This is a genomic window from Corynebacterium lactis RW2-5 (assembly GCF_001274895.1).
GTDB classification, from domain to species: domain Bacteria; phylum Actinomycetota; class Actinomycetes; order Mycobacteriales; family Mycobacteriaceae; genus Corynebacterium; species Corynebacterium lactis.
This window is the reverse complement of sequence record NZ_CP006841.1, coordinates 1,612,577-1,633,104: the sequence shown is the minus strand read 5'-3', so window position 1 is coordinate 1,633,104 and position 20,528 is coordinate 1,612,577. Positions and strand designations below refer to the sequence as shown.

Here is a 20,528-nt window from a genome sequence, read left to right as displayed (position 1 = left end):
GCTTCGGAGCACATCTTATATGTCCACCTCTAACGTCCCTCAGGTTGCCATCAACGACATCGGCACCGCTGAGGATTTCCTGGCCGCAGTCGACTCGACGATGAAGTACTTCAACGATGGTGACATCGTTGAGGGTACCGTCGTGAAGGTTGACCGCGACGAGGTCCTTCTCGACATCGGCTACAAGACTGAAGGTGTCATCCCTTCCCGCGAACTGTCCATCAAGCACGATGTCGACCCTGATGAAGTGGTCGAAGTTGGCGATGAGATCGACGCGCTGGTCCTGACCAAGGAAGACAAGGAAGGCCGCCTCATCCTGTCCAAGAAGCGCGCTCAGTACGAGCGTGCCTGGGGCACCATCGAGCAGCTCAAGGAGAACGACGAGCCGGTTACCGGTACTGTCATCGAGGTTGTCAAGGGTGGCCTCATCCTCGACATCGGTCTGCGTGGCTTCCTGCCGGCTTCCCTCGTTGAAATGCGTCGCGTCCGCGATCTGCAGCCGTACATCGGCCAGGAGATCGAGGCTAAGATTATCGAGCTCGACAAGAACCGCAACAACGTCGTTCTGTCCCGCCGCGCATGGCTCGAGCAGACCCAGTCTGAGGTCCGCTCCGAGTTCCTGCACCAGCTGCAGAAGGGCCAGGTCCGCAAGGGCGTCGTTTCCTCTATCGTCAACTTCGGCGCCTTCGTCGATCTTGGCGGCGTCGACGGCCTGGTTCACGTTTCCGAGCTGTCCTGGAAGCACATCGACCACCCGTCCGAGGTCGTCCAGGTTGGCGACGAGGTCACCGTCGAGGTTCTCGAGGTCGACCTGAACCGCGAGCGCGTTTCCCTGTCGCTGAAGGCGACCCAGGAAGATCCGTGGCGCGTCTTTGCTCGCACTCACGCAATCGGCCAGATTGTTCCGGGCAAGGTCACCAAGCTGGTTCCGTTCGGTGCATTCGTCCGCGTCGAGGAGGGTATCGAGGGTCTGGTTCACATCTCCGAGCTGGCTTCCCGCCACATCGACGTCCCGGATCAGATCGTCTCCGTCGACGAGCAGGTCATGGTCAAGGTCATCGACATCGACCTCGAGCGTCGTCGTATCTCCCTGTCCCTGAAGCAGGCTGACGAAGACTACACCGAAGAGTTCGACCCGACCAAGTACGGTATGGGTGACTCCTACGATGAGCAGGGTAACTACATCTTCCCGGAGGGCTTCGACCCGGAGACCAACGAGTGGATGGAAGGCTTCGAGACCCAGCGCGCAGAGTGGGAGGCTCGCTACGCAGAGGCGGAGCGTCACCACCAGCTGCACACCGCTCAGATCGAGCGTCACCGTGCCGCTGCTGCAGAGGCTGCAGAAACCGCGTCGAACTACTCTTCCGAGTCCGGCGAGGCCGTCCCGGCTGCTCCGGCTGCAGAGGCCAACGCAGGTGGTACCCTGGCCTCCGACGAGCAGCTTGCGGCTCTGCGTGAGAAGCTGGCCGGCAACTAAGTCACTGAGCATAGGCGCTCGCTTGAATTAAGCCTTATACTTCGCCTTCGGGCGGGTATGAGGCTTCTTCTGTATTTTGGGGTGTCATCCTCTGGTGAAACTGAAAATCGGGTGAATTTGAGTTCGGGAGGGGCTCCAAATTTACTCACGACCAATTTAACCCAACGCCGCTAATTAGACGCCTCTATAGGTCGGTGCCACTCTGCCTCATTCATAGAACAACCTCGCTTGGTTTGTGGTTGGGTTGATGAGGGGTCGTTTTTGTAGCATCGTCAACCTGAAGCGAACAGAACAATCGAGTTAATCCTCTACAGGCCAGAAAGGAAGCAAATCAAGAAGAAAAAGTAAGAACCCCGCCCCCGGATAGAGAAAGTATCCGGGGAGGGGGTTCCTCCCAACCATACCCCTCAATCAAGAAAGGAAGAACACCAATGCGCGACATCATCTTCTACGCATTCGTCTTCGCCTGCCTTATCTACACCAACGCAACAGCATGGGCGTGGGCAGCACTCGCAATCGGTATCACCTACGCAATCGCAACCACCTCCTACAGCAACCACCGCAGGAACCATTAACCCCATGCTTGTAGTAGTAGATACCACCACCGGCGACCGGTACTGGATTGGTCGCCAGTGCGCGGACCACATCGGCGTTCAGCTAAGAACATGGCTGTCCTACGTCTCGCGTGGGCAAGCCCCGGCCCCCTCCCGACACCTCAATTCACGGACAGCCCTATGGGCGGAAAGCGAAGTCATCGAATGGGCGAAGAACCGCCCCCGCTCTAGCCGATAGTCGACGCAGAACGAGAGTGTCAGGAATTTTGTGTGTGAGGCTCTGATCTGAAAGGAGTTTCACCGATAATGGCTACGGTGTCACCGAAGAAAAAGAGCGTGTCAAGTTGTTTGTGTGCGGGGTTAGGTTTATAGGTATTTGTCGAAGCGGTCGGGGTAGGCAACGGCCATTTGGTTGATGGCTTGTTTCCAGCCGGAAACTCGGGCTCCTTCCATGAGTCTGCCGGCTGTAGCTGAGACTCGTTTGCTTTGCTTTGCCCTCTTTGCAGCTCGTTTGTCCTCGATGTTGCAGATCATCAACCACAGCGTCTTGAGCGCTGATTCATCGTTGGTGAACTGCACCCTGTTGCGGGTAGCTTTTCGCAGCTCATTGTTAAACGACTCAATAGAATTCGTCGTATAGATTACCTTTCTCGCTGCTGGTGGGAACTGCAGAAACGGTACGAAACGCTGCCAAGCATCACGCCACACCTTGACTGAGCGTGGATACTTTTCTCCCAATTCAGAGGCTTCAAATTCGTCTAAGGCAGCCTGAGCTGTGGGCTCGTCTGCGGCGGTGTAAATCTTTTTCAACGCGGCTGATACGCCCCGTCGATCCCCGTAGGCTACCCACCGGTTAGCTGCGCGAATCAGGTGCACGATACAAGTTTGTACCATCGAGTTCGGCCAGGTTGCCTCTACTGCTTCTGGTAGGCCTTTGAGCCCGTCACAGCAGACGATAAAGACGTCGTTGACCCCACGGTTAGAAAGATTGGCGCATACCTGCGCCCAAAATGAAGCGCCTTCTTCCTTGGCGATCCACAATCCCAAAATGTGTTTGATACCGTCAAGATCCACGCCGATTGCCATGTACGCGGACTTGTTGACTACTCGGCCACCGTCGCGGACTTTAATGCGCAACGCATCCAGGAAAATGACCGGGTAGAACTCGTCTAGCTGGCGGTTTTGCCAGATTATGACCTCATCAAGGATGGCGTCAGTAACCGCAGAAATCGTCTCATGAGAGATATCGACACGCATCGCAGTTGCCATGTGGTGCTGGATATCCCTAATTGTCATCCCACCGGCATACAAGCTGATGATCATGTCATCAACGTCGGTCAATCTCCTCGAGCCTTTAGGGACCATAGTTGGCAAGAATGTGCCAGCCCGATCCCTAGGCACATCAACGGTGACTGGCCCGTAGTTAGAATCCACGGTTTTCGGGTAGGTGCCGTTGCGGTAATTGTCTGTTCCAGCAGCAGCTTTAGTGCTCCTGTCGCCAGACTCGTAGCCAAGGTGGGCATCCATTTCAGCGTTGAGGCCTCTGGTAATCGAGGCTTGTAGCATGCCGCGAACCAAGTCATTGGCATCCGTTGTAGACGTGCCTAGGTCATCAATCAGTTTCGCGATTTCAGGGTTAGCAAGCAGCTTCTTTTCAATCGCATCAATCTTGGCCTTATCAGCCGGATTTCGTCGTGCCACAGTGGTCATTCTGGTCCATCTCCTTATGCGGGTTAGGTACCCACACACAAACCATCAGACACTCTCCGTCCGGGAGAAGGCAGTCGTTACTGATATCGAGGCAAAGCGTGAAATTCTGTCTTGGTGGGACGATGATGAAGAATGGCTGAATCCCGACTGGGACGACCTAATGATTGAACAAACAGTGAAGAATTTACACCCTTTCGCCATCCTGGAGCCAAAGGTGGCAATCAAGGTCCCAACTCCACCGGCTTAAAAACAAGTACCAACGTTGCCCGTTCTGGTTTGACTCAGGTCGGGTTTTTTATGCCCTTTTTTGGTTGATGAGGGGTCGTTTTTGTACCATCGTCAACTTCAGAGAAAGGAGCACGCCAGTGATTGATGTCGCTGATCGAGAGTTCATTGATGCGGACGCTCTTTTCGTGTTAGACGGTATTTACAATCTACTGCCTGCATCTTGGCAGCATAGTGTGAGGCAGGATTGCGAGTCGGGTGAAGAATTTTGGGCCGTCGAGTTGGTACTGCAAGGTGCTATCGAAACCGGCGTTGCAGTGAACAAAGGCGTTCTCGCAGCTGTGGAGAGGATCGCGGTCGGCTCTGACGGTGATTTTGCCGAGAGAATTCGTCGGCTAGCGCAGAGGCTAGAGTAGACAACCCGCGCATTTAAGCAGTTAATAACCCATCCCTTCTTGGGGTGGGTTTTTCATGCCCTTTTTTCTTATCCGAGATGGAGGAAAACCAATGTTTAAGACTCGTCTAATGTGGATTCGCGCGATTGAAGGCGTGGATGAGAATGGTGCCGCTGGTGGCCCAACCGATGCGCAGCAGGCTGGTGAAGCCGCTGAGTATACGACCGTGGCGGAGCAGAGCGGCCAGGACGACACCCCGCCTGCTGAGACTGAAGAGAACCCTGACGGGCGGGGCTCTAAGAGTAAGAGCGTTGTGCTCGCAGACCTCGCCCGGGAGCGAGACAAGCGGCAGGCGCTTGAAGCTCGGCTGGCGGAGTTCGAGCAGGCCAAAGAACAGCGCAAGCGGTCGGAGATGACCGAAATTGAACGGCTGCAGGCGGACCTTGAGGTCGCGCGTAAAGTCGAGGAAGACGCCCGCGCGGAGATTACCAAGCGTGATCTCGACGCTGAGCGGGCGCGGATTGCAGCAGAGTTTAAGATCCCAGCCGCGATGGCTGGACGCATCGCCGGTGCGACGCCGGAAGAGATGCGCGAGGACGCCAAGGCTTTGGGGGTTGATGAGGGGTCGTTTTTGTACCATCTTCAACCAAAAACCCACCCCGAAACGGGATGGGTTGAACGCCCATACCGCTTCCTAGGCTGCTTTCGTGCCAGCCTCATTAAGCCCAACAACAAGTTCGACGATTCGACGAGCATCGACATCGCGAGAAAGCTTTTCCGCCAGACTTCGCGCCTTATTGAGAGCCGCTTTAGAAACGGAAAGTCCAGTAGCAAGTGCGTAGTCCAGGATAGCGATCACTGCACTAACGTCCTCGTCTTCCTCGCAGCTCGATGCCGCGTATGCACGCAAATCATTCGGTGACTGATTCCATACAGAATCTATGATTGCCAACGCATCGGCATCGACAAGCTGCCGATTAACAATTTCAATCATTCCCCGCACCTCCTACCCTCTTGGAACCAATGATACATCCAAGGGTTGTTCCACTGCCCTCCCGCCGATGTTCTGGTTGATGAGGGGTCGTTTTTGCACCGTCGTCAACCTGATGTTAAGCCCAGAACTAATCCTCGGAATCATCACGGTCATCCTCCAAGCCATCCAGGTTTGGCAGAACCGGAAACCGAGATACAAAGGTAAACACCGCAAATAGCCCCGGGCGCTGGGTATCGCAATTACCCAGCCCCTCGGGGCCTCCCCCTCACAATACCCCGAAAGGAGCAACCACCATGAGGAACACCAGGTTGATGAGGGGTCGTTTTTTGTACCATCGTCAACCCTACAGGCTTATATGCCTTTTCGGTCCTACGACGTCTTCCTGGTAATCGGTTCCACCGGCGATGAAAACGCTTCTATGCCACTGTTTCTCGGTGAAGGAGAATGCTCTCACTGTGCCAGTAGTGGGTGCGTGCACTTTAATCCGGCGAATATGGGTTTCATTTTCTGTACGACTTGGAACCACTCGTACGTACGACTCAGGAGCTATTTCAAGGGTAGCTCTAACGGTCAATGCACCACCTGAACAATCAACTCCAAAGGAGCAGTTCAGGTGACTAAAACCTCTTCCCAACGCTTGCGCAACGCTGTACTAGCCGATATCCGCGCACGCCGTATGACAGTGGCCGCTATTGCACGACACCACGGCCTGAGCGCACAGACCGTTGCCCGATGGGCGACTACTGCTGGCATCACACCTGGAGTGATGCTGCCTGCCGGCGCACGTGGCGACGCGCTGGAGATCTGTTTCCGCCTGGCCGAAGGTCATCACTGGCCACTGTTTTACATCAGCAGCGGACTCGGCCATGCAGGCCAGCACTTTGTTCGACGCTGGTGGGCTAAAAATTTTCCTATGACCCCACCTCCTACAGCACGTAGAACCAGGAAACCGGATATTTCCCGCTGCGATATGCGCCTTCTTGCCCACCCGTCTGACCAGGTCGTCGGCCGTGGCATGCGGCTAAGCCTGGAAGAACGCATCGCTATCGGCATGATGCATACCGTTTTTGACTTCTCAGCAGCCCAGATCGGGCGGGTACTCGGGCGGGCACGGCAGACGATTTCCCGGGAACTACACCGTGGTCGTCGACCTGACGGGGTCTACGATCCGGCTGCAGCCCATGAGCTAGCCCACCGGCGTCGTGCGCGACCGAAAACACCAAAGCTCGTCGCCAACCACGCGTTGCGCACCGAGGTTGTTCGATTGTTGTCGACACCACGGACAGGGCGGATACCATGGCACTCACCAGCGTTGGTGTCCAAGCGCCTGCGCGCTGCTTACCCGGAAGATGCCACCATGACAATTAGTGCTGAGAGTATTTACCAGGCCTTGTATGTGCAGGGTCAAGGCAGCCTTCGTCAGGAATTAAAGGTAGAAAAAGCTCTACGCTCAGGGCGTAACCGCCGTATCCCACAGTCCCGGTTACGTGGGGTGTGGCCGAGTGGGGCGTAGTCGCTCCTTTATCGGTGATGCGTTTCTAGTCAATCGCCCGGCTGAAGCAGCTGACCGTGCGGTACCTGGGCATTGGGAGGGGGATTTAATTATCGGCTCAGGTGGCAAAAGCGCGTTGATTACCTTGGTTGAGCGCACTAGTAGGTATGTGATGGTGCGTCGTTTGGCTGATAATCACACCAGTCGTAGTTGCACTGATGCCCTCGTCGAGATGATTGGGCAGTTGCCGGAGGATATCCGTAAAACTCTCACATGGGATCGCGGTGTGGAGATGGCGTTGCATGCGGAGTTTACGGTGGCGACGGGGTGCCAGGTGTTTTTCTGTGATCCGCATGCGCCGTGGCAGCGCGGCAGTAATGAAAACATCAATCGGAGTATTCGGGAGTATTTCCCGAAGGGGACTGATTTTTCGGTGGTGACTGATCGGGAAATTCGGGATATGGAGTATGAGCTCAATACCAGGGCGCGGATGGTTTTGGATGGGTATACGCCGGCGGAGGTGTTGACTAGGATGCTTGGAGACGAAGGTGGTGCATTGACCACCTGACACCGCCGGGCTCTGTTGGCTGAAAACTGCCCCTATGTCGATTTCTGCAGGCAGGTTCTTCGACTATGTCTCGTCGTGGTATTGGGCTAGGGAGCATGTGTTTGCGTCGGCCGGGTACTTAGAAGCATCGTTGGTGCGGCACTAGTTGCCGTGTCTGGTGTCCATCGGTACGGTTGTAGATATGACAACTAATAAAGCGCAGGACAAGTCCACCACTGATTCCGTCGAGGCCTCGGAGCACACCAAGGGCGGCGTCTACTCCAGCGCGGGCAAGGAGTATAACCGCGACACTCGGTACATCAACGACCGCATCACCAGGGGCGCCCGCGAGGTAGGTGAGGGAATTCAGACCTGGCCGGTCGAGCCGGGACGATACCGTCTGGTTGCCGCCCGTGCGTGTCCCTGGGCACACCGCAGTCTGATTGTCCGTCGCCTTCTTGGCCTGGAAGATGCAATCTCCGTCGGCATCCCGGGTCCGGTGCATGACTCTCGTTCTTGGACCTTCGATAAGGGCCCCGACGCCCGCGACGAAGTTCTCGGCTACGAGCGCCTTCAGGAGGCTTACTTAAAGCGCTACCCGGACTACTCGCGGGGGATCACGGTCCCGGCAATCGTGGATATTGAATCCGGCGAGGTAGTCACTAACGATTTTCCGTGGATCACCCTTGACTTCTCCACCGAGTGGAAGGACTTCCACCGTGAGGGCGCACCGGACCTCTATCCGGAAAATCTGCGCGAAGAGATGGATCCGCTGATGCACTTCATCTACACGGAGATTAATAACGGCGTCTACCGCTGTGGCTTCGCCGGTTCGCAGGAGGCCTACGACAAGGCTTATGAGCGCCTGTTTTCAGCGTTGGATAAAATTTCCGAGCGGCTAAAGACACGCCGCTACCTGGTCGGAGATCACATCACCGAAGCCGATATTCGGCTATACACCACGTTGATTCGTTTCGACGTGGTCTACCACGGGCACTTCAAGTGCAACCGCAGTAAGATTTCTGAGATGCCAGTGCTCTACAACTACCTGCGCGATCTTTTCCAGACTCCGGGCTTTGGCGATACCACCGACTTTGTCGATATTAAATGTCACTACTACGAGGTACATCGCGACCTCAACCCACTGGGAATCGTGCCCAATGGCCCCGCGCTGTCCGGTCTACTCGAGCCCCACGGCCGCGAGGCCCTTGGCGGTAGTCCTTTCGGGGAAGGTACCGCTCCGGCGGCGGCCAACCCGGATCCGGTAGAGGAGAGCCATCGCTTTGAAAACCTCCTCGCACAGCAGTAATAGTTCGCTACTGTAGGTGCCATGTTAAAGATTGGCCTCACAGGCGGAATGGGCAGCGGCAAATCAACCGCCGCAGCCCGTCTCGCAGAACTTGGCGCGACTATTATCGACGCCGATCAGGTGGCTCGTGAAGTGGTCGAGCCCGGTCAGCCCGCCCTCGCGGAACTCGCGGCCGAGTTCGGCGAGGATATCCTGTTTGCCGACGGATCGCTCAATCGCGGTCTTCTCGCGGAACGCGCCTTTGCCAGCGAGTCCGCCACCGCTGCTCTCAACGCGATTACTCATCCGCGCATCAACGTGCGCACCGCCGAGCTTTACGACGCTGTTGGCGACGCCATAGTGGTCTATGACATGCCTCTGCTCATTGAGAAGGGGCTCGACGCGGATCAGGATTTGGTGATTGTCGTGCATGCCCCGGTGCAGCAGCGCCTCGACCGATTGGTTAATAGCCGCGGGGTAAATCGTGAGGATGCTGCCCGCCGCATCGCAGCCCAGGTAGATGATGCGACACGTCTGTCGAAGGCGGACATCGTGCTCGATAATTCCGCTGGCCGCGAAGAGCTCATTCGCCAGGTTGATGCCGCCTGGAAAGAACGTATCCTCCCGGCGGCAGCCCGCTAGATTTGGTATGTCCCGTTGCGCTCTGCCAAGCCCATTTTGATGTTGGTCAGCGCCTGCTCGATGACTCCGCGCGTCTTACAAAACGTGAAACGGACGAGGTATCGGTAATCCTCCGATTCAGGGTCGTCGACGAAAGCCGTGACGGGAATTGCTGCAACCCCGAAATCACGCACCAAAGCCAGGCAAGTCTCCTTAGCATCGCCGAGACCCCATGACCTCACATCAGCGACGACAAAGTAACCCGCCGCGGATTCGTACACGGTCGCACCGAGCGAGGTCAGCCCGGCGCTGAGCGCGTCGCGGTTGCGTTGTAATTTCTGGGATAGCTCATTGACCCATTCGGTACATTCATTCAGTCCCACCGCAACGGCCGGTTGCATCGGAGAGGCCCCTACATAGGTCAAAAACTGCTTTGCTTTCGCCACCCCGTCGAGCAGCTCTTTAGGCGCAAGCGCCCACCCGGTCTTCCACCCGGTCACATTGAATGTTTTCGCCGCCGAGGACACGACAATTGTTCGTTCGCGCATGCCCTCCAGGGACGCAATGCTCCGGTGCTCACCGCCGTCGAAGTAGAGCCGTTCGTAGACTTCGTCGGCAAGCACAATGGTGTCCTGAGCAATGGCGACCTCGGCGATGGCGGAGAGGTCAGCGTCGGAAAGCACACTGCCGGTGGGGTTATGCGGGGAGTTGATAATAATCATCGCAGTTCCCGGTCCGACCGCCTGAGCGAGCGCCTCGCGGTCGAGCTCCCAGATGTTTTCGCTTTCCGACGGCTCGGATGCGCGAGGGATCAGCGGAACCGACGTGTAAGTCGCCCCGGCCAGGGCGATCGCCGCGACATAGGCATCATAGTAGGGCTCGATGATGATGACATCGGCTCCGGGCTCCACATGGCCAAGGACAGATGCCGCGATCGCCTCAGTCGCGCCGACTGTGACAAGGCATTCGGTATCGGCATCGTAGCTCTGCCCAGTGCGACGGGCACGGTCGGCGACGATGGCATCACGCAGAACTTGGAATCCGCGGCTGGGTGCGTACTGATTCGTCCCGATAGCAATCTGCTTTTGCGCGGCATCGAGCATCTCACGGGGGCCATCCCAATCAGGAAAGCCCTGACCGAGGTTGATGGCATTGCGCTCGGAGGCGAGTCGGGACATCGTGGCAAAGATGGTTTCACCGAAGGGGCGCAGGCGGGAGACAGTCATTTCTTCACAGTAGCGCAGCTGTGGCGGAGATGGGGCCAAGGTCCGCGCGGCGCATGCGCCATGGTGCAAGGGTAAATGCGGGGTTACAGGCCATGGTGGGCCGTGGCATGGCTTACGGATTAGTACATGTAGATCTTCGCGTTATTGCCTCCAGTGCAGGTGATAACACCCGAGGAATCCTCGCCACAGTTAACGTTATATAACTCTTGGGTGATCGGGCTTTTGGCCTCGATATTGGGGGAGAGGTGATCGCGGATATTATCATTGGTCGGATTGAGCTCTCGCGTCTGAACGCGCATCACTTCTTGGGCGAATTCGCAGCTCGTATTATTGGCGGCCGCCACGATGTGGAGCGCATATCCATCGCCGACCGTACATGCGGTCAGTTGCTGGCCACCTGCGACAAAGAAGTCTCCCGGGGTGGTGCCATCGGCGATTGCGGCGCGAAGATCGGCCACCAGTGATTCTGGATTGTCTAAGCTCTTATGTCCTGCTCTAGAGTTAGCACCGGCGGCTGATGAATTCTCAGAATCCTTTGAGGGGTTAATCTGTGCGGCACCGGCGCTTGTCGGAGTAGTGGGCGAGAGGTCGCGGTTAGCGCCGCTAGAGCGTGGTGAATCTAGTCCTTGCTCGCTGGGTTGACTGTCGGCTCCCGGGTGGGCGGTAGTCGGCATCGGAGAAGACGCTGCCTGGGAATTGGCGGTCGTTGAAGTGGAGCTGGGGCTTTCGTCGCCTGAGCACCCGGCGAGGGCGGTAAGGGCAAATATCCCGAAGGTTGTGCAGACAAGGGCGCCTGCTTTGCGTAACCCGAAGGTGTGGCGCCCGATGTGGGCAGTTCTCACGCCAGTGTCGTCCCGGCGTACACACGGTGGAATACTGTGTGGGGTGTTGGGTGGGGTGTCGGTTGCGGCGTTGTGTGGGGCCATGACTCCAGGGTAACTTATTGAAGAATTTGTAATAAAAACAATTTGTTAAAGTTTTATCTTTTATTTGCAAATAGGGTGCTTTTGAGTCTGAATATAATGCTGATTCGATATCTTTTTCGCTTAGCTGCTATCAAAGCCACCCATTGTCGAGTGCGATGCGAGCCGCCTCAATCCGGTTTGACGCATCCGTTTTTGCGATTATTGAGGAAATGTGATTACGCACTGTCCCCTTTGCGATATGTAGCTGGGCTGCAATATCGCTGGTCTGGGCGCCCTGCAGGGTCATGCGCGCTATATCGGCCTCACGGTCGGTTAACGGTGAATCCGCCGTGAAAAGCGAGGCCTCCGCGAGGGCAGGGTCAATCACCCTAAGCCCATTATGAATACGCCTAATTGCTTCGGCTAATTGCTCAGGAGGCGTGTCCTTCGCCAAAAAGCCGCTAGCCCCGGCGGCAAGAGCGCGTTTTAGATATCCCGGGCGTGCGAAGGTCGTGACAACCAAGCATTTACACCTTTGGGAAATCTGGGCAATAGCATCTATTCCATTCATTCGAGGCATATCGATATCGATCAATGCAATATCTACAGACTGGGGAGTTTCAGTCAGCTTCGTGACCTCGCGGATTGCTTCGATACCGTCGCTAGCTTCTGCTACTACGCTCAAGTCTGACTCTGTTTGGAGCAACGCCTTGAGCGCGCCACGGATCAGATGCTGGTCGTCGGCCAATAAAATGCGAATCATAGTTTCTTCAGAACGGGGATATACGTGCAGAGGGAAAGAGCGAGATGAGTTTTCTTGACTAATCTAGCCTGCTTACAGCCACGAGTCAGATAAGACTGGGTGATTAATGTTATGTGGGACTATCGGGAAATTATGGCATCTGCTTCGTCATCGTTACGGCGATTGTCGTGCCTGATTGCGGGGATGAGTCAATAATCAGCAATCCCCCGGCGGCGTGTACTCGTTGAGCTAATCCGTCGAGTCCGCTGTGGGATCTGGTATCTTCCACTGAGGCCAGTGCGAAATCTGTTTCCTGGGACTGCTGAGAATTGGGTGGGACTGCGGTCTTTTGCGTGTAGAGTTGCGCAATTCGGGTATTGATTTCCTCTGCATCGAAGCCCACGCCGTCATCGATGATTCGCACACTAGACGGCGAAATTTCGATGCGCACATTCCGGGCTTGAGAATGCCGGATAATGTTGGTCGTTGCTTCCCGAATGACCCATGAAAATAGTTTTGCATTATTTACAACGTTAGAAACATCGTCGGGAAGCGAGGCCTGGATATTTGCGGTTTCGAAGGCGCGTGACGCCGCCGCGAGTTCTCCGGCGAGATCAGGATGTCGCATTCGTGTCACTGTTGACCGCACCTCCGCTAGGGATGTCCTAGCCAGCGTCGTAATCGCCCTGAGCTCATCTTCTGCTGCGGCCGAGTCGGAGTGAATCAGGCGCCGAGCGACCTCAGCTTTTAGAGATATAAGTGTGAGCGAGTGCCCCAGCACATCGTGGACATCTCGAGCGATGGATTCGCGTTGATGGCTCAGCTCAATTTCTTGGTTAAGTTTGCTTGCTTCCTCCGAGGCCTTGCCAATCTGGATGATTAAGCATATGAATACCGACCAGCACAGCGACATCAGCGAGAAACCGACACTGGTACTGGTATCCGTGCCATCAAGATAGCCGAAGACTTGGCTAATGCCCACCAGTGTTATGCCTAGGGCGAGAATTGAAGTTAGTGCGTAGATTAGCGAAAGGCTCTGGCTAATGAGCGCGGCTGCAAAAGGGAGAAAAGCCGATGCCTTGTAACCGACGATTGGTGCAGACGCCACACCGAATCCCACCACGATGGATAGGGCGAAAATGTAGCGACAGCGCTGCGACAATCCGCGCGGATAGTAACTGAGCGAACCCGTTAAAAATGGGTAGACCATTGCAAATGCGATGATCAAGATGAGTGTTGGAGCTGCGTCAACATGCCCGTAGGAAAAGAAAACTATAGGTAACACAATCACCCAGATGCCCGACTCCAACGCCGAGTAAGCCTGAAACCCACTAAATGGGCGACGGAAGTGGCGTCGTAGAGCGCGGGGATGCAAAACGTTGAGCACGAGGTGATCCTGTTCGTGATGTGACGTGGATTATGTGACGTGGCGCGGGAGAGGTTATGTGACGTGGCGCGGGAGAGGTTATGTGACGTGGCGCGGGAGCGGTAAAAGCCGACGTGGGTGGTGTGCTCTCCCTAATGGTGTGTCTTCACCCCGGTGCGGCTATACCGACAACCTATTTTGCGAAAGTGAGGCATATAGCCAACTCTATACGCGGGATTTATCGCGTCGATTGAGCTTTATGCTTAGCGCAACCAGGATTATTGTCCAGGCGAGCACGTTGAGGAGGGGAATCCATAGTGGCTCCGTCGCACTCCCAGAGGCCATTGCATTGGTTGGGCTGAGGCCTTCGGTGATAGGTCGGCGCGATAGGCCGGCCGCGCCGTAGAGCGGGGTGAATCGGCCAATCTGCAGCAAGATGCCATCGAGGGGCATGAATAGATTGCCGATGAAGCCCAGAATGACAACCGATCCGGAGGCGAGTGACAGGGTGGATGGCTTTGGAATGGCAAGTGCCAAAGCATAACCGTAGAAGCCAAAGGGCAGACACGCGACGATGCAGATGAGATAAGACGCAATCCAAGCCCACGGCTCCATTTCCGAGCCGGTTAGAAAACCAACGATGTAAACAGCTGTAATCGGCAGCGCAGAGGAGATGATTACGAGTGTCGCTTGAGCCGAAACAATTCGTAAGGTGGACATGGGAGTCAGCGCTAATTGACGCCCCCAACCGGTGGAGTGTTCCATGATGGTTTGCCCCGCGCTGCTGACAGCAGCGGTGACCCCACCGTAGAGAGCCATGCCAATCATGACGAATGCGGTGATATTCCCATGTGGAAACGTGCTATTGCCGTAGTCTATCCCCGCTCCGTAGATGAGATAAAAAATGATTGGCAGCCCTATGGAGAAAAAGAGACTTGACCATTGAGTGATATACCGCATTATCTGAAGTGATGCGAAGGTTATGAAGCCGTTGGAGGGGCTAGTCATCGGGACACGCGTCAAATGCGGCGAGGGGCAGGGGCGAGTTGAGGTCTCTTGCAGAGACTTCTGCGAGGTTGATGGCGTCATCATTATTGTTTTCTCCTACGACTGTTCGGCGTCGCGCTGCATGGACTGTTCGGCGTCGCGCTGCATGGAAATGAAGACATCGTCCAGTGATGCCTTCTGCACCGTGAAATTACAAGCGTTGGTTTCCGTTACCAGGTAGCGAATCAATGCATCCGGTTCCCTCGTGCGGAATTGCAGGGTACGTACTGCACGGTTGTCTTCCTGGGCGCTGGGTTCAAAAAGGCTTTTGTTTTTCTGTTTCAAGCCCGAAATCTCAGTGACTTCGTCGATGATGTTGTCAGGTACGGCTGCGGTTGGCGGCAGGGGCGTCGCGCCTTGCCTGTCCACCTCGGCAGGAAAGCTCGCTTGTACTAGTGCGGATTGGGCCAATGCCAACATGCTTTGAGTATCCAAGTCGGCGAGGACGTTGCCTTTGTGCATCATGACAATGCGTCGGGCGAATTTTTCTGCCTCATCCATGTAATGCGTTGTGAACAGGATTGTCGTTCCACGCTGCGCACAAGCATGGATTCCCGCCCAGAACTCGCGACGAGCACTTGGATCCATGCCGGTAGTTGGTTCATCGAGTACAATCAGTTCAGGATTTCCCAACAAGGCCAAGGCGAACTTCACCCGCTGCTGTTCGCCGCCCGAGCATTTTCCGACTTTACGGTCGAGGAGATCCTGGAGTCCCACTTGTTCTACCAACTGGTCAATTGCGATGTGTTCTGGATAGCCACTGGCAATCATGCGCAGTGTGTCAGCGACAGCGACGTCGGGAAGCAAACCTCCGGTCTGGAGCACCGCGCCAATTTTGGAGACTCTAATAGCGTCGCGAGGCGAGTGCCCGAGAACCTCGATGTGGCCGCTGGTGGGCGTTGTAAGGCCGAGAATCATGTCGATGAGAGTTGTTTTACCGGCTCCGTTTTCACCGAGGATGGCGACAACTTCGCCGCGATGGAGGCTGATGTTAACGCGTTTGACTGCATTTACGACATCCCGATTTCCGCTGCGGAACTGCTTAGTGACATCGCAGATGCGCAGCAGGGGTGACGTGTGCGACGTGTGCGAAACATTGGGCAACGCAGAGACTGATTCAGTCGCCGAGCTGGGTTTCTTGGGGTTTGAGCTGACTTTCATAGCGTCTATTTCATCTAGAACCCGAGGGCGGGGTGTAGCGAAGAAGTCACGAGTTCGTCATGACAAGTGTCATTAGTTCGACGCTTGCTAGACAAGGAAAAGCTATTGGCTTCCGCCCACTAGCGGATTCCACTCCCATATCATCTGGCTTGCGGGAAAGCCCGGCTGATAGTTACGCCGTGGCCGACCCGCTTTCACCCATGCGATCGCTTGCTCGATCTCGGCGAGAACTTCACGGAGATTCCATTGCACGCAGGCATCTGTAAAACGCAGAACGATCCAGCCATGGATGGCTCCGGAGTTGCCTTTCCACCGATCGGATATGAACGAATTCTCGTTGAAGTGGTATTTTTCTGAATCTAGTTCTATTGCGATTTTCCACTGGGAGAGCACTAGGTCGAAGCAATAGGGGCCAATATACTGATTCAACCGGACGCGGTATCCCTTGCTGAGCAGCGGGCGAGCTACTCTTCGCTCCATCTCACTGCGAGAGCCTATGGGGGTCTGGCCGATAATCGAACGTAGCCAAGATGGTACCTTTGCCATCCGCTTAAGATCCGCTGCCAGCCGGGTTTGGCCACATTTGCCCGAATAGTGGCGCTCGAGGATCCGCTGAGCGAACTCCGGCGCCGAGCGAGCTGCCCATAGCGCTTCGACCACCGGAAATCCGCGTATTTCGGTTCGAGAGGGAAGTCGGCTGCACGCGATCGCGAATGCGCCTGCATCGACTCGTTTTCGGCCCTCGGCGAAAACCGGCAATGTCAGCGCGATACCCAAGTGAAGCCGTGCAGCAGTTTCTCCGCTTAGCGCAATGTCGTCATAGTGAGAAACAATCGCATGAGCGACGGTTTCCGGTAAGAGACTGTCGACGTAGAGGCCCCTAATAATTCGGAAGAGCTTCCCCTCGGCAATGAGTGTCCGCGTCCGATGTTCTCCGATTCCGAGCGCTCGCAGATCGGCGGTCGAGTAATGAGGCATACGCCAACGCTAGTCCGCGATGCTGGTGATCTTCTGCCCTTATGTCCTCGCCTTGCCAGTTTCAGTGGACAGTTTTTGGTATGTGGATAACCTCCGCACACCTCGTGCCTCTTAGCTCGCTTCCCTTAGTGGAAAACCCGATTCATCACGCAGAGAATTGCGCCATCAAGGCTTCAGGGAGACCAGGATGAAATTGTCGCGCGTTAGTTTGCTCCTGGTCTCCCTGAAGCCGCGATCGTTTCGTGGCAGTACAGTTTTCGATGACAACGCCCCATAGCCACCTCCGCTCGGCTTGCCGACGCCCACCTCCGCTCGGCTTGCCGACGCCCACCTCCGCTCGGCTTGCCGACGCCCACCTCCGGCAATTCCGCGTAGCATCAAGAGGCATGAACGTGTCTCCAAACCCTGATCAGCCTGCAAATTCCCAACCTACAATCCAGCCTGCAACACAACCCGCTACCCACCCCGCCCTCGCCGTGCTCCAAGGCTTCTTCGGTACCTGGAAAGGCACAGGCCACGGCAAATACGCAACGATAAAGGATTTCGACTACGCCGAGACCGTCTCGTTGACTCCGCTTGTCGGCAAACCCTTTGTGCGAATGGAAAATCGTTCGGCTACCCCTGAAGGCAAGCCAATGCACATGGAACTGGGCTTCATCCGCTGTGTGGACGGAGAGCAGACCGCTGCTGCAAACGAGTGCACAATCGAAGTGATCATGGCGCAGGCCACCGGCCAGGCCGAAATCCTTTATGGCACCGTGACACGCACAGACACCGAGCTTCGTATCGATGCCAAAAGCCGCTGCGTCACCAACACAGACACCGCCAAGACAGTCGATGCCACTGAGCGCACGTTGGTCCTCGACCTCGAAACTGGAATCCTCACCCATTCATTCGGCATGGCGGCTGTCGCAGAGAAGATGCAAAATCACCTCGTCTCCCAGCTGCGCAAGGTTGATTAGCGCTCACTAGAACACCGCAGTATTGACTGGCTCGCTACGCTAGGAATTATGGCATTCGCAGCAGAGCAACCGGTCCTCGCTCATTCAGAGTTTCGCCCCGTCGGCGATGTAGAGCGTGCCGACGGAACGTTCGAGGTCGTCAGCGATTTCGAACCCTCCGGTGACCAACCCCAGGCAATCAAGGAGCTATCCGAGCGCCTGGACCGCGGAGAGCGCGAAGTTGTCCTCATGGGTGCAACCGGTACGGGCAAGTCAGCCACGGCGGCATGGCTGATTGAGAAGGTCCAGCGGCCGACACTGGTGATGGCGCCGAACAAGACTCTGGCGGCGCAGCTTGCCAACGAGTTGCGCTCCCTGCTGCCGAACAATGCAGTTGAGTACTTCGTCTCCTACTACGACTACTACCAACCGGAGGCGTATATCGCGCAGACGGATACCTACATTGAGAAGGACTCGTCCATTAATGAGGATGTCGAGCGCCTGCGACACTCGGCGACCTCGGCATTGCTCTCGCGCAGGGACGTGGTCGTCGTAAGCTCCGTGTCCTGCATCTACGGCCTGGGCACGCCGCAGTCCTACTTGGATCGTTCGGTGTGGTTGAAGGAGGGGGAGGAAGTTGACCGTGACCAGTTCCTGCGCTTGCTGGTCGATATTCAGTACGCCCGCAACGACATTGCCTTTACGCGCGGCACGTTCCGAGTGAAGGGCGACGTGGTGGACATCATCCCCGCGTATGAGGAAATGGCCGTCCGCGTCGAGTTCTTCGGCGATGAAATCGATTCGCTGTACTATCTCAATCCCGTGACGGGCGACGTCGTAAAGCAGGTCGAGGAGCTGCGCATCTTCCCCGCGACTCACTACGTGGCCGGGCCAGAGCGCATGGAGCGTGCCGTCGCCGACATCAAGGAGGAGCTGGCGGAGCGGCTGGCCGACCTGGAAAACCGCGGCAAGCTGCTGGAGGCTCAGCGTCTGCGCATGCGCACCGAGTACGACATCGAGATGATCGAACAGGTCGGATTCTGCTCGGGCATTGAGAACTACTCGCGGCACATTGACGGCCGCGCGCCGGGCTCGGCACCCGCGACCCTGATTGATTATTTCCCGGAGGACTTCCTCACCATCATCGACGAGTCCCATGTCACCGTGCCACAGATTGGCGGCATGTTCGAGGGCGACGCGTCCCGTAAGCGCAATCTCGTGGACTTCGGTTTCCGGCTTCCTTCCGCGCTGGATAACCGCCCGCTGACCTTCGAAGAGTTCGACGATCGCGTCGGCCAGGTGGTGTTCATGTCCGCAACCCCGGGGCCGTACGAGCTGGGCACTACGGGCGGGGAAATCGTGGAGCAGGTCATTCGACCGACGGGACTTGTGGATCCGAAGATCGTCGTCAAGCCTACGGAGGGGCAGATTGACGATCTCATCGGCGAGATTCGCACGCGTACCGACCGTTCCGAGCGTGTTCTGGTGACCACTCTGACGAAGAAGATGGCCGAAGACCTCACCGACTACCTGTTGGAAAATGGCGTGCGGGTGCGCTACATGCACTCGGACGTGGACACGCTCAAGCGCGTGGAGCTGCTGCGCCAGCTGCGCCTGGGGGAGTTCGATGTGCTGGTCGGCATCAATCTGCTGCGTGAGGGCCTCGACCTTCCGGAGGTATCGCTGGTCGCAATCTTGGATGCCGACAAGGAAGGCTTCCTGCGCTCCACGACCTCGCTGATCCAGACGATCGGACGCGCGGCCCGAAACGTCGACGGCGAGGTGCACATGTACGCCGACACAATCACGGACTCGATGCAGCGCGCCATCGACGAGACCGAGCGGCGCCGCGAGAAGCAGATCGCCTACAACACCGAGCACGGCATCGACCCGCAGCCTCTGCGCAAGAAGATCGCCGACATTTTGGACCAGGTCTACGACAATGCCGACGCGGACTCCACCCAGAATGGTCGGACCGGTTCCGCCGCCGCGGATGCACTTCTCGCCTCGCGTGCCGACGGAAGCAACGTCGCCGGTGCGGCTGGTGCAGGTGCCTCCGGTGGCGGCCAGATGCCTCGCGCGCAGCTGGAATCCCTGATAGCGGACCTGACGGAGCAAATGGGTGCTGCGGCTCGCGAATTGAAGTTCGAGTTGGCGGGTCGCCTGAGGGATGAGATTTTCGACCTCAAAAAGGAGCTCAAGGGAATGATTGAGGCCGGAGTAGAGTAAATTTTTGCTACTGTTGTGGGCATTGCAACGGCAAACAAATCGACTGTAAAGGGTCAAAACATGAGCGATTACAAGACCATTGTTGTAGGTACCGACGGTTCCAAGTCCTCCCTGCTCGCGGTAGAGCGTGCTGCTTCGATTGCCGCCGCATTCGACGCCACCCTGGTTATCGGCTGCGCTTACTACGAGACCGCAGAGGATGCGTCCAAGACCCTGCGCCAGGATTCCGTCCAGGTTCTCGGTGACGATCCGGCTCAGAAGAACCTCGCTGCAGCTAAGGAGGCCGCTGAAGCCGTGGGCGCTAAGAAGGTTGAGGCCGAGGTCCGCTCCGGTTCCCCGGTCGAGGCTTTGATGTCTCTCGTTACTGACCACCGCGCAGACCTGCTTATTGTTGGTAACCGCGGCATTAACTCCCTGACCGGCCGCCTCCTCGGCTCGGTTCCGGCTGATGTCGCTCGTCAGTCCGACTGCGACGTTATGATTGTCCACACCGTCAGCTAGTCCTTTCGGGTTACCCGGGCGCAGGCGCGGGCACCGACGCAGCTGCAGCGTTAGACTGTCAGCTCCGCGTCGAAAACTACCCAGAGACTTCAAAGTCGGCACCCTTCCCGGCAGTAGCGATACTGCCGT

20 protein-coding genes are annotated in these 20,528 nt (G+C 56.6%); 12 read left to right on the top strand and 8 right to left on the bottom strand.

Translation table 11 applies throughout. From position 1 onward, the window contains the following. The first annotated feature begins 19 nt into the window (after positions 1-19). From rpsA to CLAC_RS12340, 3 genes are all read left to right on the top strand, one after another. On the top strand, positions 20-1,477 hold the full coding sequence (gene rpsA / locus CLAC_RS07105) for a 30S ribosomal protein S1 (RefSeq protein ID WP_053412303.1): 1,458 nt from the start codon (positions 20-22) through the stop codon (positions 1,475-1,477). 431 nt (positions 1,478-1,908) lie between these two features. After that, positions 1,909-2,052 carry a hypothetical protein gene (locus CLAC_RS12645; protein WP_156324796.1) on the top strand — a complete coding sequence of 48 codons (144 nt, stop codon included), beginning with the start codon at positions 1,909-1,911 and terminating at the stop codon, positions 2,050-2,052. Between the two features lie 4 nt (positions 2,053-2,056). Then, positions 2,057-2,269, top strand: coding sequence for a helix-turn-helix transcriptional regulator (locus tag CLAC_RS12340; protein ID WP_245621828.1), 213 nt, complete (start codon positions 2,057-2,059; stop codon positions 2,267-2,269). A gap of 128 nt (positions 2,270-2,397) precedes the next feature. Here the strand turns inward: CLAC_RS12340 and CLAC_RS07100 are convergent, their stop codons facing one another. Beyond that, complete coding sequence (locus CLAC_RS07100) at positions 2,398-3,741, bottom strand: IS256 family transposase (protein WP_053412302.1); 1,344 nt, start codon at positions 3,739-3,741, stop codon at positions 2,398-2,400. A gap of 365 nt (positions 3,742-4,106) precedes the next feature. On the opposite strand from CLAC_RS07100, the gene CLAC_RS07090 reads away from it, so the two are divergent. From CLAC_RS07090 to coaE, 6 genes are all read left to right on the top strand, one after another. Continuing rightward, positions 4,107-4,382, top strand: a complete 276-nt coding sequence (locus CLAC_RS07090; protein WP_053412300.1) for a hypothetical protein — start codon at positions 4,107-4,109, stop codon at positions 4,380-4,382. A 91-nt stretch (positions 4,383-4,473) separates the two neighbouring features. Continuing rightward, positions 4,474-5,283: a capsid assembly scaffolding protein Gp46 family protein gene (locus tag CLAC_RS12945; RefSeq protein ID WP_245621827.1), complete on the top strand. Its 810-nt coding sequence runs from the start codon at positions 4,474-4,476 to the stop codon at positions 5,281-5,283. 685 nt (positions 5,284-5,968) lie between these two features. Then, positions 5,969-6,868 (top strand): helix-turn-helix domain-containing protein, encoded by a 900-nt coding sequence (locus tag CLAC_RS12330; protein WP_082313218.1) that lies wholly within the window; start codon positions 5,969-5,971, stop codon positions 6,866-6,868. Beyond that, complete coding sequence (locus CLAC_RS07080) at positions 6,858-7,415, top strand: IS30 family transposase (RefSeq protein ID WP_169750329.1); 558 nt, start codon at positions 6,858-6,860, stop codon at positions 7,413-7,415. Before CLAC_RS12330 ends, CLAC_RS07080 begins: the two co-directional genes overlap by 11 nt. Positions 7,416-7,596: 181 nt before the next feature. Then, positions 7,597-8,703: a glutathione S-transferase family protein gene (locus tag CLAC_RS07075; RefSeq protein WP_053413338.1), complete on the top strand. Its 1,107-nt coding sequence runs from the start codon at positions 7,597-7,599 to the stop codon at positions 8,701-8,703. 21 nt (positions 8,704-8,724) lie between these two features. Further along, positions 8,725-9,324: a dephospho-CoA kinase gene (gene coaE, locus CLAC_RS07070; protein WP_053412298.1), complete on the top strand. Its 600-nt coding sequence runs from the start codon at positions 8,725-8,727 to the stop codon at positions 9,322-9,324. Here the strand turns inward: coaE and CLAC_RS07065 are convergent. The 7 genes from CLAC_RS07065 to CLAC_RS07035 all read right to left on the bottom strand — a co-directional run bounded on the left by CLAC_RS07065 (position 9,321) and on the right by CLAC_RS07035 (position 16,728). Beyond that, a complete protein-coding gene (locus CLAC_RS07065; protein WP_053412297.1) occupies positions 9,321-10,529 on the bottom strand; it encodes an aminotransferase class I/II-fold pyridoxal phosphate-dependent enzyme in 1,209 nt (402 codons plus the stop codon). The two genes, coaE and CLAC_RS07065, sit on opposite strands and share 4 nt — an antisense overlap. Positions 10,530-10,648: 119 nt before the next feature. Then, the gene (locus CLAC_RS07060) at positions 10,649-10,987 is read right to left on the bottom strand and encodes a hypothetical protein (protein ID WP_053412296.1); all 339 of its coding nucleotides are present in this window, start codon (positions 10,985-10,987) and stop codon (positions 10,649-10,651) included. A 598-nt stretch (positions 10,988-11,585) separates the two neighbouring features. After that, positions 11,586-12,197: a response regulator transcription factor gene (locus CLAC_RS07055; RefSeq protein ID WP_053412295.1), complete on the bottom strand. Its 612-nt coding sequence runs from the start codon at positions 12,195-12,197 to the stop codon at positions 11,586-11,588. A gap of 130 nt (positions 12,198-12,327) precedes the next feature. Next, positions 12,328-13,563, bottom strand: a complete 1,236-nt coding sequence (locus CLAC_RS07050) for a sensor histidine kinase (protein ID WP_156324795.1) — start codon at positions 13,561-13,563, stop codon at positions 12,328-12,330. A 204-nt stretch (positions 13,564-13,767) separates the two neighbouring features. Next, positions 13,768-14,370, bottom strand: coding sequence for an ABC transporter permease (locus tag CLAC_RS07045; protein WP_156324794.1), 603 nt, complete (start codon positions 14,368-14,370; stop codon positions 13,768-13,770). Between the two features lie 276 nt (positions 14,371-14,646). After that, complete coding sequence (locus CLAC_RS07040; RefSeq protein ID WP_082313214.1) at positions 14,647-15,750, bottom strand: ABC transporter ATP-binding protein; 1,104 nt, start codon at positions 15,748-15,750, stop codon at positions 14,647-14,649. Between the two features lie 102 nt (positions 15,751-15,852). Next, positions 15,853-16,728, bottom strand: a complete 876-nt coding sequence (locus CLAC_RS07035) for a type IV toxin-antitoxin system AbiEi family antitoxin domain-containing protein (RefSeq protein ID WP_053412292.1) — start codon at positions 16,726-16,728, stop codon at positions 15,853-15,855. 386 nt (positions 16,729-17,114) lie between these two features. Between CLAC_RS07035 and CLAC_RS07030 the strand changes: the two genes are divergently transcribed. The 3 genes from CLAC_RS07030 to CLAC_RS07020 are packed head-to-tail and all read left to right on the top strand — an operon-like array spanning position 17,115 to position 20,399. Next, entirely contained in the window at positions 17,115-17,690 is a 576-nt protein-coding gene (locus CLAC_RS07030) for a heme-binding beta-barrel domain-containing protein (protein ID WP_053412291.1), read from the top strand. A gap of 48 nt (positions 17,691-17,738) precedes the next feature. Beyond that, the gene (gene uvrB, locus CLAC_RS07025; protein ID WP_053412290.1) at positions 17,739-19,898 is read left to right on the top strand and encodes an excinuclease ABC subunit UvrB; all 2,160 of its coding nucleotides are present in this window, start codon (positions 17,739-17,741) and stop codon (positions 19,896-19,898) included. A 60-nt stretch (positions 19,899-19,958) separates the two neighbouring features. Further along, on the top strand, positions 19,959-20,399 hold the full coding sequence (locus CLAC_RS07020) for a universal stress protein (RefSeq protein ID WP_053413336.1): 441 nt from the start codon (positions 19,959-19,961) through the stop codon (positions 20,397-20,399). The last annotated feature ends 129 nt before the right edge of the window (positions 20,400-20,528 follow it).

Excerpts from the sequence above, each read along its gene's own strand:
- rpsA (WP_053412303.1), top strand. The coding sequence starts at position 20 with ATGTCCACCTCTAACGTCCCTCAGGTTGCCATCAACGACATCGGCACC.
- CLAC_RS12645 (WP_156324796.1), top strand. The coding sequence starts at position 1,909 with ATGCGCGACATCATCTTCTACGCATTCGTCTTCGCCTGCCTTATCTAC.
- CLAC_RS12340 (WP_245621828.1), top strand. The coding sequence starts at position 2,057 with ATGCTTGTAGTAGTAGATACCACCACCGGCGACCGGTACTGGATTGGT.
- CLAC_RS07100 (WP_053412302.1), bottom strand. The coding sequence starts at position 3,741 with ATGACCACTGTGGCACGACGAAATCCGGCTGATAAGGCCAAGATTGAT.
- CLAC_RS12945 (WP_245621827.1), top strand. The coding sequence starts at position 4,474 with ATGTTTAAGACTCGTCTAATGTGGATTCGCGCGATTGAAGGCGTGGAT.
- CLAC_RS07075 (WP_053413338.1), top strand. The coding sequence starts at position 7,597 with ATGACAACTAATAAAGCGCAGGACAAGTCCACCACTGATTCCGTCGAG.
- coaE (WP_053412298.1), top strand. The coding sequence starts at position 8,725 with ATGTTAAAGATTGGCCTCACAGGCGGAATGGGCAGCGGCAAATCAACC.
- CLAC_RS07065 (WP_053412297.1), bottom strand. The coding sequence starts at position 10,529 with ATGACTGTCTCCCGCCTGCGCCCCTTCGGTGAAACCATCTTTGCCACG.
- CLAC_RS07055 (WP_053412295.1), bottom strand. The coding sequence starts at position 12,197 with ATGATTCGCATTTTATTGGCCGACGACCAGCATCTGATCCGTGGCGCG.
- CLAC_RS07045 (WP_156324794.1), bottom strand. The coding sequence starts at position 14,370 with ATGATTGGCATGGCTCTCTACGGTGGGGTCACCGCTGCTGTCAGCAGC.
- CLAC_RS07040 (WP_082313214.1), bottom strand. The coding sequence starts at position 15,750 with ATGAAAGTCAGCTCAAACCCCAAGAAACCCAGCTCGGCGACTGAATCA.
- CLAC_RS07035 (WP_053412292.1), bottom strand. The coding sequence starts at position 16,728 with ATGCCTCATTACTCGACCGCCGATCTGCGAGCGCTCGGAATCGGAGAA.
- CLAC_RS07030 (WP_053412291.1), top strand. The coding sequence starts at position 17,115 with ATGAACGTGTCTCCAAACCCTGATCAGCCTGCAAATTCCCAACCTACA.
- uvrB (WP_053412290.1), top strand. The coding sequence starts at position 17,739 with ATGGCATTCGCAGCAGAGCAACCGGTCCTCGCTCATTCAGAGTTTCGC.
- CLAC_RS07020 (WP_053413336.1), top strand. The coding sequence starts at position 19,959 with ATGAGCGATTACAAGACCATTGTTGTAGGTACCGACGGTTCCAAGTCC.